The 11,956-nt window shown below is 67.2% G+C and carries 15 protein-coding genes; 10 read left to right on the top strand and 5 right to left on the bottom strand.

Annotation, left to right across the window (positions count from 1 at the left end; genetic code table 11):
- Window positions 1-19: 19 nt before the first annotated feature.
- A complete protein-coding gene (locus ACODT5_RS28920; RefSeq protein ID WP_422522115.1) occupies window positions 20-1,177 on the bottom strand; it encodes a tyrosine-type recombinase/integrase in 1,158 nt (385 codons plus the stop codon).
- 252 nt (window positions 1,178-1,429) lie between these two features.
- Between ACODT5_RS28920 and ACODT5_RS28915 the strand changes: the two genes are divergently transcribed.
- The 9 genes from ACODT5_RS28915 (at window position 1,430) to ACODT5_RS28875 (ending at window position 6,651) form a co-directional block, all read left to right on the top strand.
- Entirely contained in the window at window positions 1,430-1,780 is a 351-nt protein-coding gene (locus tag ACODT5_RS28915) for a helix-turn-helix domain-containing protein (protein ID WP_422522114.1), read from the top strand.
- Window positions 1,781-1,844: 64 nt separating this feature from the next.
- Entirely contained in the window at window positions 1,845-2,090 is a 246-nt protein-coding gene (locus tag ACODT5_RS28910; protein ID WP_422522113.1) for a hypothetical protein, read from the top strand.
- Window positions 2,091-2,187: 97 nt separating this feature from the next.
- Window positions 2,188-2,691 (top strand): hypothetical protein, encoded by a 504-nt coding sequence (locus ACODT5_RS28905; protein ID WP_422522112.1) that lies wholly within the window; start codon window positions 2,188-2,190, stop codon window positions 2,689-2,691.
- Window positions 2,688-3,047, top strand: a complete 360-nt coding sequence (locus tag ACODT5_RS28900) for a hypothetical protein (RefSeq protein WP_422522111.1) — start codon at window positions 2,688-2,690, stop codon at window positions 3,045-3,047. Before ACODT5_RS28905 ends, ACODT5_RS28900 begins: the two co-directional genes overlap by 4 nt.
- Entirely contained in the window at window positions 3,044-3,457 is a 414-nt protein-coding gene (locus ACODT5_RS28895) for a hypothetical protein (RefSeq protein WP_422522110.1), read from the top strand. Before ACODT5_RS28900 ends, ACODT5_RS28895 begins: the two co-directional genes overlap by 4 nt.
- A 412-nt stretch (window positions 3,458-3,869) precedes the next feature.
- Entirely contained in the window at window positions 3,870-4,805 is a 936-nt protein-coding gene (locus ACODT5_RS28890) for a hypothetical protein (protein ID WP_422522109.1), read from the top strand.
- 183 nt (window positions 4,806-4,988) lie between these two features.
- Window positions 4,989-5,420, top strand: coding sequence for a hypothetical protein (locus ACODT5_RS28885; RefSeq protein ID WP_422522108.1), 432 nt, complete (start codon window positions 4,989-4,991; stop codon window positions 5,418-5,420).
- Complete coding sequence (locus ACODT5_RS28880) at window positions 5,420-6,100, top strand: hypothetical protein (protein WP_422522107.1); 681 nt, start codon at window positions 5,420-5,422, stop codon at window positions 6,098-6,100. Before ACODT5_RS28885 ends, ACODT5_RS28880 begins: the two co-directional genes overlap by 1 nt.
- A complete protein-coding gene (locus tag ACODT5_RS28875; RefSeq protein ID WP_422522106.1) occupies window positions 6,097-6,651 on the top strand; it encodes a hypothetical protein in 555 nt (184 codons plus the stop codon). Before ACODT5_RS28880 ends, ACODT5_RS28875 begins: the two co-directional genes overlap by 4 nt.
- 36 nt (window positions 6,652-6,687) lie before the next feature.
- Here the strand turns inward: ACODT5_RS28875 and ACODT5_RS28870 are convergent, their stop codons facing one another.
- A complete protein-coding gene (locus tag ACODT5_RS28870) occupies window positions 6,688-7,275 on the bottom strand; it encodes a hypothetical protein (protein WP_422522105.1) in 588 nt (195 codons plus the stop codon).
- A 150-nt stretch (window positions 7,276-7,425) separates the two neighbouring features.
- Between ACODT5_RS28870 and ACODT5_RS28865 the strand changes: the two genes are divergently transcribed.
- The gene (locus ACODT5_RS28865; protein WP_422522104.1) at window positions 7,426-8,379 is read left to right on the top strand and encodes a DUF2726 domain-containing protein; all 954 of its coding nucleotides are present in this window, start codon (window positions 7,426-7,428) and stop codon (window positions 8,377-8,379) included.
- Between the two features lie 73 nt (window positions 8,380-8,452).
- Here ACODT5_RS28865 and ACODT5_RS28860 read toward each other — a convergent pair whose 3' ends face one another.
- The 3 genes from ACODT5_RS28860 to ACODT5_RS28850 form a co-directional block, all read right to left on the bottom strand.
- Window positions 8,453-9,208, bottom strand: a complete 756-nt coding sequence (locus tag ACODT5_RS28860; protein WP_422522103.1) for a ComF family protein — start codon at window positions 9,206-9,208, stop codon at window positions 8,453-8,455.
- Complete coding sequence (locus ACODT5_RS28855) at window positions 9,205-10,164, bottom strand: DNA-processing protein DprA (RefSeq protein WP_422522102.1); 960 nt, start codon at window positions 10,162-10,164, stop codon at window positions 9,205-9,207. Before ACODT5_RS28855 ends, ACODT5_RS28860 begins: the two co-directional genes overlap by 4 nt.
- Before the next feature lie 409 nt (window positions 10,165-10,573).
- On the bottom strand, window positions 10,574-11,593 hold the full coding sequence (locus ACODT5_RS28850; RefSeq protein ID WP_422525067.1) for a tyrosine-type recombinase/integrase: 1,020 nt from the start codon (window positions 11,591-11,593) through the stop codon (window positions 10,574-10,576).
- Window positions 11,594-11,956: the final 363 nt, after the last annotated feature.

Raw genomic sequence — 11,956 nt, 5'->3', positions numbered from 1 at the left:
GTAAAAGCGTGGCAGGTCATCAACTCCCTGTGAACAGGGCGTCGATGGCCTGTCGCGCTTTGTCGTCGTCCCTCGGCATGAGGTGTACGTAACGTCTGAGAGTAAACGATGGGTCGGTGTGACCCAGGTGATCCGCGAGAGCCCTGATACTCACACCGGCCGACAGCAGCACGCTGGCGTAGAAGTGCCGCAGGCAGTGCATGGTGTTCTCCCACGGCCCGGCACCCAGTCCGGCCTTGATCAACGAGGGCTTCCACACCTTGTCGTTGAAATAGTCCCGGTCGATCGCACCCTTCTCGCGAGTGGAGAAGATCAGCCGAACGGACCTCTCCTTCCATGATTCCTCCGGGCGGCCCTGCTCCTGCCACTTGAGAGTGATCGTGCGCGGCGGATGCTTACGCAGATGCTCACGAAGCCGGGATGCCGTCGTGTTCGGCAGCGGCACGATCCGCTCTTTTCGAAATTTCGGCAGCGCGAACACCGGTCTCGACCTCAGCCGCTTGACCTGCCTGCGAATGTGGATCACCCCGGCCTCGAAGTCGATGTCCTCCTCGGCGATCCCAAAAATTTCGCCTTGCCGCAGACCGCAGCCGCTGCCGAGATCCACCATCGTCTGATACGAGGCTGGCAGTGCCTCCCGGACGCCCTCGACCCACCCGGGAAGCCACGGAATGATCTTCTTCGGCTCAACCTGGGGGCGCTTGACCACCGCCTTGACCTTGCAAGGGTTGCGCCGGATCATCCCGTCCTCGACGGCTGCCTGGAACATCTGCGACACGTTGGCGAAGATCGTCCGCGCGTAAGACGCCGAGACCCGCTCCTGCAAGCCGTGGTTCCACGCCTGCACCATTGACGGCTGCCGTTCCAAGGTCGCCAGCTCACGGCTGCCGAGATAGGGCCACACGTGCACGCCGAAGCGGCTGATCATGCCCTCCATCGAGGACTCATCCACCGTGAGACGTGACAGCCACTCCGTGCCGAACACCTTGACCTTGATCTTCCCGGCCTTCGGGTCGTTGTAGGTGCCCGCCGATAGCTGACCCTCGATCTCGCTGGCCTTCGCGTCCGCACCCTGCGGTCCCGTCTTCCGGCCGAACAACAGCTCCTTCTGCTCCCCGTCCGGGTCACGCCAGCGCACCGCCCACCGATGGCCCCGGCCGTGCTTGGTCGCAGCCACCTTCCCCACATGATCCGGACACGGCGCGTCATCAGGTCCCGGCCTCGACTTGTGCCACCGATCAGCGACATGGACCTTCGCCACCTGCAACAACCCCCATCACAACGCCGAATCAAACACGCGTGATCTTAGGGATCGTTAGGGTTCTTGATGTGGGAACGAGAGACGTACTCACCAAGCCCGAGGAAGGCCACCCCATGCACATCTCCACTGACCGGTACCTGACGATCACCACACCACGGATGGAGAACCGTGCCACGCCTGACCACCGGCTACATGACCCCCGAGGAGGTGGCCGACCTCCTTCGCGTCAAGGTCGCCACCCTCTACGAGTGGCGTTCCAACGGGCGGGGCCCCAAGGCCACCAAGATCGAAGGATTCCTGCGCTACCACCAGGCGGACATCGCCGACTGGCTGGAACGCTCCAACCCCGAGCGTGACTGGCTCACCCTCACGGAAGCCGCCAAGATCCTGGGCGTCAGCCCCAACACCATGTACGACTGGAGGCGTAAGCGGAAAGGCCCGCAGGCCGTGAAGCTGGAGGGCGCACTACGCTTCGACAAGGACGAAATCCTGCACTACAAGGCGAGGCGCACCGCCTAGCCCAGACGAGAGGGGCCGCGTCGATGACGGGGCGCCTCTCGCTGGTCGAGATCATCATGGGCTCATGAGCACCGTGCCGCGCCGACCCGGCTGGCCGTACCAGCCGGGCGAACTTCCGCCCGACCAGCCCCGGCTCTGCCCCGGCCCCCCGCCCCCGCTGCCACCCCGCGGGCCGGTCGAGCCGGAAGATGGGCCGCCAGACACCCCCGGCGGGGACGCCGCGTCAGGTCTGCTGGCCGCCTGGCAGACCGCGGCGGCGCCGGCCGAGCCGTGGAATCCCGACGACAGCCCACACCACACCGCGGATTGACGCCATACCAGATATCGCGTCGAGTGATCGGGTAAGACGCGCCGATTTTCTCCGGCCATGCCGTGAAATGTCAGTGCAGTAAGTCATCATCGCCCCCATGAGCATGGCAAACCCCGGTAGGCGAGCCGGTGGCATCGGGTTGGGGCCCGACGCGACCGGTCTCGCGTCGTCGGGCCCCGACAGGCCGACGCCCTGCTGCCGGTGCGGAGGCCCCGCCCGCGTCGGCGCCCCCACCCGTATGTGTCGCGGCGCCGCCGGCCAGCCTGTCACGTGGCGGCTGTGTCATACCTGCTCCGCATACGAGGCCACGCTCAACCCCGACGACATCATCATCTCCGACGCGATCTCCTGCGCCGTAGTACCCGGCTACGCCCCCAGAATCCTGGAAGCGCTGGACGCCCTCGCCGCTGTCGGGCGCCCCCTGCGCTGCCCCGAGTTGATCAACGGTGCCGAGACGTTCGCCGCCCACTACCCCGGTCTGTCCGCAGGGCACCCGCAGTCCCGCTGGGCCCACCTGAGCACCCAGGCCCTCGCGGGCCTCGCGGACCTCCTCGACGAGATCGCGCACGAGATCACCGGCGACCGCATCGGCACCCCATGACCACCACTCGCCGTGTCCTGCGCGCCCACCCCGAACTCCCGGACTGCGCCGAGTGGCAGACCATCACCGTCCCCGATGAGCCCGGCAGCCCCGAGCCGTCCCCGGCCTCCGCCGAGACCGGGGACGCGCCGCCGCTCACTCCCGCCCATGCACGGCTGGCCAACGCCATCGCGCTGGACCGGATCACCGCCAGGGTCCTCGCGTCCTGGCAGACGCCCACCGGTCAGCGGGCGTACTCCCCGGCCGAGTGCGTGCGCATCGGTATCGCCGCCCGAACCCTCCGTGCCCTCCTCGACCCGGCCAGCAGCGGTACGGAATCCAACAATTCAGAACTCGATCCGAGGAGCATCCCGTGATCACGTACAACCGCCCCCCGACCCCCGCCGACATGGCCCGCCGAATGGCAACCCTCTCCAACCGGCAGGCCCCCGGCCCACGAACGGCAACATTTCCCAACCGCCGCGTAGCTGCCCAGGTCATCGCCGCCGTCGGGGACGGCGTCGAACTCGGCCTCAACCGAGCGGCCCGCCGCCAGCGCGCCAAAGCGATCACCGCCTCCGTGGCGCCGATCATCGACGACGCCGACCGCCAGCGCCGCTACGCCGCCGCCCGCGACCGCGCCCTCGGAACCAAGGTCGGCCGCGAGAAGGGCGAGAAGCCGACGGTCCTGCCGCTTAGCGAGGAGAGCTTGCGCCGCCTCGGCCGCACCAAGCGCGAACGCAAGGAGTACGCCGCCGAACTCCGCGCCCGGACCCTCTGCGGCTAGATGTCCCCGAGCTCCAACTGCATCACAACCCCGGGAAGCGGCTCCTGAACGGCAGCCGTCCTCACCAACCGGGGATCAACCGGCTGGAGAGCCCCCGGGCATGACGTCAGCAGCCCCGCATCCAGACGGTGCATCGGAGAGTCATGACGGGACCACCGCCAACTCATCGGTGTCCGAGCAGGAGTGATCGCCACATCCCGCCCGCACTTCGGACACCGCGCACGCGGACACCGAGTTCTCATCCCAACCACCCCTCCGAATCCGATCAAGACGGCCCCACCCGCCCACAGGAGGACCCCTCCCACGATGAGCCGTAACCCGACCAGGCCACCGCACCACCCCCCTGTGATCGGGACCGCGCGGAGTGTTCCTTCCTGTCCGTCAACTATGCCGCGCACGGAAGGAAACCTGCATGCCTCATGACATGACGGGCGTCCTCGCCTTCGAGCGCATCGCCTCCCGTCTCGCGGGCAGAGCGACCAGCGACTCCATGAGGGACAAGTTTCTGTGGATCGGCACCGAGATGAAACGGGCTGCTGAACTCGGCCTGCTGCCCGAGGACTCAACCGCCAGCCTGGACCGACTCCTCACCAATCAGATTCAGGCCGTCTACCTCGTCGCAGCGGACGCTGGCCGGCTGCGCCGTCCCGGCTGGCCCGCGGGCCCCTCCCGCGAAGGAACACGGGCAAGCCGCCGCCGGATACTCCGCGCCATCATCAGAGAAGCCCAGGTTGGCGCCATGCCAGGAAAGGTAGCCATGCCCGACCTCCTGCCCCCGGTCACCGAGGAACAGTGGCAGCAGATCGTCCACGTGATGACGGCCCCGCCACCGTGGCACTTCCTCGCCGCCAGCCCGCTGGCCGCCGCCCGCGTTGCCGCCTACGCCTGCCTGTTCCGCGCCACCGGGACCCGCACCTCCCAGATCGACTCCCTCACCTTGGACAACCTCCCCGACTACACACCCGACGACCCCGCCACCCCCACCCTCGTCACCTGGGGGGACAACGCGCAGCCCCTCGACGACCTCGACCGTCGGCTCCTGCGCCGCTGGCTCCGAGTGCGCCAGAGCCTGGTCGCCACCCTCGAAGGCACCCCCCACAAGCACCTGTGGGTCGCCATTGCCACCCAAGGAGCCGGGTCTACCGGACGCGCCATCCACGCCGGAAGCCCCCTCGCCGGGCCCCACGTCCTACGCGACGCTTACATCTCCGCCGTACGCGCCGTGAACCTCCACTGCCAGAACGACGAAGGCTGGGAACCCATCCCCACCGGCCTTGACCAGCTACGCCGGGGCGCAGGCGGCAGGAAGAAGTACTCCGCGCCGCAAGCGGTCCCGTTGGCGTCCTGACGACACGGCCAGCAACGGCATGTAGGCCAGGCACCTCCGCATTCCCTCCGATCCACCCCCGGCAGGTACGAAATGCCTCTCAACCCGACTGACGGATGGCCGCCCGACCAGCGTCAGGCAGTACTGCTCCTCGGCCGGGCGCGGGGTCACCGGTCGGTTCGGCACCGCACCGCGACCGCGAGCATGATGGGGATCATCTGGGATGCCCGGCTGTCGTTCGCCCGGCTCCACGGGCTGCGCGTCGGTGATGTGAAGCTGGGCCGGTCGGCCCTGGTCGTGGACGGGGCCGCGTACGCGCTGAGCCCCCTGACGGCTGCCAGCCTGGCCGAATGGATCAAGAGGCAGAAGGCGCTGGCCGGTCGGCTCCCGGAAACCTTGCGGCACGACCGGCTGTGGGTGACGCATCAGGTCACGATCACCCGCGACGGCGGCGGGAAGAACGCCGGGGTGATCAAGAAGCCCGCCGGTAGTCCGATTCAGGCGGACGGGCTGAGGAACTGGTACCGGTCGATCGTCCACGAAACCAATGCCCGGCACGAGAGCAGCACGGGGTGGCGGCGCATCGACGTCGACCTCGGCCTGTTCTACGGCGCGGCCCGAGAGGCAGCCGTCTGATGACCGCGTTCAGCACGAAGTTCCGCATGGACCCGAACCTCGACCTGTGCACCAGGCAGCCAGGCGAGTCCAGCCGCCACTTCGCCCGCTTCGAGGCCTTCCTCTACATGGGCTCCACCCGCACCCTGAAAGGGCTGGTGGAGAAACTGGCTGAGCAGGGCGACGCGCTCCACTACGACTACGTTCGCCAGATCGCCCGCGCCCACGCCTGGGACAGGCGGGTGGAAGCCTGGGACAGGCTCGAAGCCCGCCGCCGCTCCACAGACCGGCTGCTACGGGTCGAGAAGGAGAGCGACATCCAGACCCGGCTCACGCACCAGGTCGCCTCCCGCCTGGTGAGTGCCGGTCTTCAGGACATCACTGCCAACCCGGACGTCATGAAGACCGAGACGAAACTGGCACTCGGCCTGAAGGCGATGGAGGTCTACAACAGGCAGACCGCCCCACTCCAAGGCGCGGCCGGCCCCGCCGTCGAAGTCAACGTGACCGCCAGCGCGCAAGCCGGGGCAGCAGCAATCAGCGGCGTGCCGGGCATGGAGCAGGTACAGGCCATGACATTGGAGGAACGGCGGGAACTCCTGGACCGGACCGTGGAGGAGATGCAGCGCCGACGTGCAGGGGCCGAACCGTCCGGCATCTACCGCATGGACCGCATGGACGACGAGGACGACCTCCGGTGAGCGTGCGGCCGGTACGGTCCACCGACGCCCTGGACCTCATGGCTGTCGACCCGGTGCGAATGGCGCTGGAAATGGCCGACGAGGCCACCCGCCACCGGGCCGAAGCCGAGCAGGAGCGGCGTCTGCGGAAGGCAGCCGAGGCGACTGCGCGGGAGCGGGACACCGTCCTGCGCGCAGCCCGCGCCCGCCAGCGCGCCGACACCCTCGCCCGGCAGACCGCCGAGCAGGCCCTGGCCGACGAGCAGGCCCGCACCGCCACACTGGTCGCCGCCGCCATCACCGCCGAACGCGCCCGAGCCACCGCAGCAGCAGCCGCCTACCGGGAACGCCGCGACCGCGTCCAGCACGAGCTGGAGCGTCGCCTGGCCTCTGCCCAGACACAGGCAGGTCGGCTCGCGGCCGAGGTGGAGACCGCGCTCGGTCTACTGGCTGCCAGCGAGGAGAGCCAGATCGAACTTCGTCGGCAACTCAGGGCTGCCAGCACCCCGGACGTTTCCCAAATTCTCGGCACCGGGGACGACGGCCGCCCAGCCCGCCGGAGACGCCGCTGACCTCATTCGGCCGGCGCCGCCGTGCCCGTGCTGTGCTTACTCCGATGGATCGGAAACCGTGGTCGGTTGCTGATCTGTCGGCTCAGGGAGCAGGACGAGCAGGTTGGCGAAGACCCATGCGTCTACGACGGTGGGATAGGCGGCGATCCAGTCCGTGGGCTGAGACGCGTGGGGCTCCTCCAGGCCGTGGCACCACTGTGAGATGAGGTTGTCGCCTGCTGCCAGATCGGCGACGGCCGCGCGCAGTTTCACCGCATGCTCAAGGATCGCTTCGCGGCGCGCAGACCAGATGTAGCCGATCGATGCACCCTCGTGGGCGATGAAGTTCCGGGCTTCCCGGGCCTTGTGGAGCGTGTCCATGTCCATGGTCACGCCCATGGGGTGACTGGCCAGGCCGTGCAATGTGCCGCCCAGCATCTTGTCTGCCGGGGCGGCGACGATCATCTCGTCCAAGGTGAGGAGCGGGTCTGCTTGCTGGGCCGTGATCATGTTGCCGATGCGCAAGACGTACTGGCATTTGTCTTCGTAGGCGTTCGCCAGGTGGAGCGCTCGGCCGACGGCGAGGAACAAGGCGTCCAGCAGCTCCGGGTCTGGCGGCGCGAAGCGACTCAATGACCAGCTCATGCCCGCGACGGTAGCGCTCGCCGCCGGTAGACCGCTGCGATTTGTCGGTCCCTGCTACTTGCCGCGCGCGATATCTGTCTGGGAGTTGTGCCCCCGCCGGTCGTGAGATCACGCTGCGGAACCGCTCCCTCGTCGGGTACATACCAGTGCATGAGCCCTAGCGCGATCAAACGCCTCACCGTCAACCGGAGCGAGGAGCTGGCCCATCACCTCATAGGCAAGGCCGTCCAACGGAACGGCGACCAGATATCCCTCAAGTCCCGCCTGGCCGACGTCATCGACGTCGAGATGATCACCGGTACCTCCGGGCCCGATCTGACCTACGCCATGAAGGCCCACCTGGACTTCGTCATCGCCGACGAGAAGTCAATGCCCCGCTTCGCCATCGAGATCGACGGCTCCAGCCACTGGGCAAACGATCGCGTCCGGTCCAACGACGAGCGGAAAGACCGCCTGTGCGAACAAGCGGGCCTCCCACTGATCCGCGTGGGCAGCCACTTCGCCCAGAAGGAAGGCAGATGGACGGTCCTTGAGTACCTGATCTCCAACTTCTACACCTGGCGGGCATCCGAAGCCGCCCAGGAGCGAGGAGAGCTTCCCGACGACTTCTTCTTCAGCCCGTTCCTCATGCTGCGCCCAGAGACCAAGCCCGGCGAATACCTCTTCGACACCCTCGACGCGGACGCACGCACCCTCATCACCCGCCTGTGGAGGGAGGGCACGCTGCCGACCCCAGTCGTCGAATGGCACTCCTTCAACGTCCCCGAGCGCCGCTCCGTTAAGACGTACGCCTTCATATCTGCCGCCCCGGACCGCTTCCTGGTCGGCGCCTCGGAGGTCCGCGCCTCCGGGTTCTCCGGCATCACCAACAGTGAACTCGGCGAACAGCTCGCCATTGCAGAGATCGGCTCGCTCGCGAGCCAGTGGGCCAACGGCAAAGCCGTGGCGATGAACACCAAGCACGCGACTAAAGCCCTGGACGAGGTCAGGCAAGCCGCGGTCGAAGACCGCTGCCTGACCACGGTGCCGACGGATGCGCACGAGCTGAAGCTGAGAAGCGCACAGCGCGAACAGCCACCCCCCACACCTCGAACAGAGCGATAGCTGCGGGCGCCGGCGGCGCCTTGAGACGACGGCGGCCCCGCACCCCGGATGGGGTGGGGGCCGCAGCAGTCGGTCAGTATTTCCAGGGGACCCGGGCGAGGACCAGACCCCGGACCTCGGCGGCCCCGGAGGCCATCAGCCGGTGGGCCAGGTAGTTCAGCTGGAGTCCGGTAGTGCACACGTCGTCGATCAGGAGGATCTTCTTGCCCTTGAAGTCGGCGGCAGAAGTCTTCTGGATGGCCATGACGTGCTCCCAGGCAGCTTCTTCCTTGGCGACGAAGCCCTTGTCCTTGGAGGTGACGGTCGCTTTCGTCTTGACCAGCATCGGCTTCTCAGGGTGCGGGAGAGGCCACCAGCCAAGAGCGTCCGCCGTGTGTGCGGCTGCCATGATCGTCTCGATGTGCTGCAACGGCTGTCGCTCGGCGTGGGTGGGGTTACCGATGATGAGGTCGATGTCGGAGACCATCTGGTTGTGCGTTTCCATCCAGCCGACCAGGAGACGCCCGAAGATCCCTCCCCACGGTGCGTTACCCGCGACCTCCTTGAACTGCCTCAGGGTGGAGCTGAACGGGTCCGTGTACTGGGCGACCGCGTCGATCCGGGTGATGCTCCGCCTCCACCGATCCCGGCCCTCGGACCAGCCGCACAGACTGTTCGCGCAGGGCACGCCGGGCTTGAGGACCTGCGAGCAGATGGGGCAGTGGTCGTCGGGGATCGGCTTGAGGGTCTTACCGGCGCAGTCTCCGCATATCCGGGGGGTGCCGTTGACGCGGTAGGGGCACCGCGCGCAGTGGGGGAATCCGAGCGGCTGGGGAAGTTCGTCGGTCACAGGCCCGCCAGAGCGAGCTGGATACGCTGCTGGCTTGCCTTCCGGACACGCTCGGGACTTCCGAGACGTCTAATCACATCGTTCAGTTCGGCGACCTCTACAGCCCGGCCGTCGGCGATCATCTTCGCCGCCCACGGCTGGGTTGCCGCCAGCGAGCGAAGCAGGAATACCTGCTTGCCGTGCTCGGCCGCAATCCTGGCCTGCATCTTCGCCCCGGACGTACTAGACGCCTCGATGACCACACTGCCCATGCTCGCGCCCGACGTGACGACATTGCGGCGTGGGAACGTCCAGCGGGCCGGTGGGCTCGTCGGCCAGAACTGGGACAGGATCGCCCCTCCGTCTTCCACGATCTTCTTCGCCAGCGGCTTGTTCTCCGCCGGGTAGACGTTCGCCGCGATGCCTGTGCCCATCACGGCCACGGTGCGGCCCCCCGCCTCCAGGGTCGCCTTGTGCGCAGCGGTGTCGATGCCCTTCGCCAAACCGCTGAAGATCACCACACCCTCATCGACCAGGCCCCGCGTCATGCGGGCCGCCCGGCGAAGACCCTCCTCAGAGGCCCCCCGCGTGCCAACCACCGCAATCGAGCGGGCGTCACGCGGTTCCAGCTCTCCCAGGTAGAACAGGAACGGAGGCAGATTCGGCACCAGCCTCAGATTCGCCGGATAGTTCTCGTCCAGCACCGTGACCAGCCGGGCCCCGGCCTTCTCGGCCGCCCTTAGCTCGGACATCACGCGCTCACGCGACTGGTCCTGGGCGTCAAGACCGCCCCGCAGGATGGGCAGAGACTTACGGGCAGCGACAGAGTCCTCGGGGATCTCCCCGGCCAACAGGGCTTCCAGCCCCGCCTCCGACTGGCAGGTACGGGCGATCACGTGCCAGTCCACGGTCGCACCGTCATGGTGCAGCGAGCACAGGGTCAGCAGGTTCACCTGCTGTTTTGAGACGTCATTCATGAGGGATTCCTTCTACTCGTGGCCCAGTGCTGTTCGAAGGAGTGGTAATCACGGGCCGTCTCCATCATTGCGTACGGCTCATTGGCGCGCAGCAGCCGGGGCCAAAGTCACCCGACTACGACGCTATCGGCCTCATGGCGTGAGATTCGGCAGCAGTACGCAGGACACCCCGGACAGGTGACGACCAGCAGCGCTCTACGCCGGCTGCGCCGTGTCCCCGTTCGGGCTCACTGGTCACAGTCTGAGAGCAGCGCCCGCACCCCGTTGGGGACCGCGGGAGGCTGACGGCCCCGAGACCGGCAGCCGCTGCGGGGTCTCCCAGCACAGCCTCGGGCACGGCCCGGTCTACACCGGCCAGGCTCGGGGATGCTCGGACCGTCTAAAGCTCACCCAGCGGTGTTCGGATCTGTCACAGGCCGATTCCGATCAGGGCGTTGTCTTCCCACTGGTCCGCATCCTCGAAGTAGCCCTCCATGGAGACGGAGTTGGGGGCCCAGCCGCCTTGTTTGGCGATGACGCTGCGGTCCCGGCCTGCACGCTTGGCTTCGGTGGCGAGTCCTCGACGGGGGCTGTGTCCGGTGAAGACGATGCCGAGGTTTGTGCGGTTACCGGCCCGTGTGACGACGTCGCCCACGCCCTCGGCGGTGAGGCCTCCGGGCAGCAGGGTCTTGGCCTTCCAGTGCACACCGCAGAAGGCGTACTCGTCGGGTCCGGCCTGGCGTGCTTGCTGCCAAGCTGCCCATGCGCGAACGGCGCAGGTGGAGGGGCGGCTGCCGTAGGGGACGGGAACCTTGCGGGGGCGGGTCTTGGAGACTCGGATGTCGACCACGAGGCCGTGCTCGTCGGCCACTATGTCGCGCACGCGCAGGGCGGCCACTTCGTGCTCGCGACCGGCGATGACGAAGTGGGTCAGGATCATGGCCCGGTCCCGTAGACCTTCGAGGTCGTCGGGGCAGGCGGCGGAGATGGCTTGCAGGTGGGGGATCAGCAGCGCGGGCGCCTGGCCCCGGCCTCGCTGCTCGCCCGCCTCTTCCATTTCCTTGATTTTGCGGCGCAGGAGTTCACGTGCGGCCTCGGCGGTCTTGTCGTTCAGGTCGAGCCGGAACCGCTGGCGCCCGGTGACGACGACGCCGGATAGTCGGCGGCGGATCGTGTTAGGTGCGAGGAAGCTCCCGTCCTTCTGGCCGGGCTGGAGCCAGAGCCATTCCACGAAGGCGACGAGGGAGCCGGGGGTGATGGCCGTCAGGGGCAGGTTCCAGGCGTACGCGAAGCGCTGCCAGTCCCGCCAGTCCTGTTCATACCCATCTGTAGTGTTCTTCGGCCGCTTGCCCTGTACGTGCTGCTTCGCCCGCTCTTCCAGTTCCGCGAGCTTTGCCCTGGTTGCATCGTCATAGTCCTCGGGCATGACGATCGACCCGACTTCTTCCATCACCGCCGGAAGCAGACTGTCCGATGTGATGATTTCCGTCAACATCCCTCCAGATTCACCCGATTGGCGCACTTGATGACCCCGGATATCCAATGTTGTTCGGGGTCAGTGATCAGACCCTAGCGGAACGCCTCATGTGTGACGAGTGGGATAAGCAGGTCAATTCGCGGCGGCTGATTGACGGTTGCCGGATGACGGCAATCCGCGGTGGACGTCATCGGGTCGATGAGGTCAGGCCGACGATTTCTTGGAAAACAGAAACGGCCCACGCCTCCGGTCGGGGTGCGGGCTGCCGTTTGGATCTTCCTCAATGTCCCGTGGGACATTGAGGCTACTTTGCGGTGCTTCTATGGAGTATCGGTG

It is taken from the genome of Streptomyces tatrensis (assembly GCF_049310065.1).
In the GTDB taxonomy this organism is placed as follows: domain Bacteria; phylum Actinomycetota; class Actinomycetes; order Streptomycetales; family Streptomycetaceae; genus Streptomyces.
This window is presented reverse-complemented; position numbering and strand designations above follow the sequence as displayed.

Excerpts from the sequence above, each read along its gene's own strand:
- ACODT5_RS28865 (WP_422522104.1), top strand. The coding sequence starts at position 7,426 with ATGAGCCCTAGCGCGATCAAACGCCTCACCGTCAACCGGAGCGAGGAG.
- ACODT5_RS28905 (WP_422522112.1), top strand. The coding sequence starts at position 2,188 with ATGAGCATGGCAAACCCCGGTAGGCGAGCCGGTGGCATCGGGTTGGGG.
- ACODT5_RS28870 (WP_422522105.1), bottom strand. The coding sequence starts at position 7,275 with ATGAGCTGGTCATTGAGTCGCTTCGCGCCGCCAGACCCGGAGCTGCTG.
- ACODT5_RS28900 (WP_422522111.1), top strand. The coding sequence starts at position 2,688 with ATGACCACCACTCGCCGTGTCCTGCGCGCCCACCCCGAACTCCCGGAC.
- ACODT5_RS28855 (WP_422522102.1), bottom strand. The coding sequence starts at position 10,164 with ATGAATGACGTCTCAAAACAGCAGGTGAACCTGCTGACCCTGTGCTCG.
- ACODT5_RS28880 (WP_422522107.1), top strand. The coding sequence starts at position 5,420 with ATGACCGCGTTCAGCACGAAGTTCCGCATGGACCCGAACCTCGACCTG.
- ACODT5_RS28885 (WP_422522108.1), top strand. The coding sequence starts at position 4,989 with ATGATGGGGATCATCTGGGATGCCCGGCTGTCGTTCGCCCGGCTCCAC.
- ACODT5_RS28910 (WP_422522113.1), top strand. The coding sequence starts at position 1,845 with ATGAGCACCGTGCCGCGCCGACCCGGCTGGCCGTACCAGCCGGGCGAA.
- ACODT5_RS28890 (WP_422522109.1), top strand. The coding sequence starts at position 3,870 with ATGCCTCATGACATGACGGGCGTCCTCGCCTTCGAGCGCATCGCCTCC.
- ACODT5_RS28850 (WP_422525067.1), bottom strand. The coding sequence starts at position 11,593 with ATGGAAGAAGTCGGGTCGATCGTCATGCCCGAGGACTATGACGATGCA.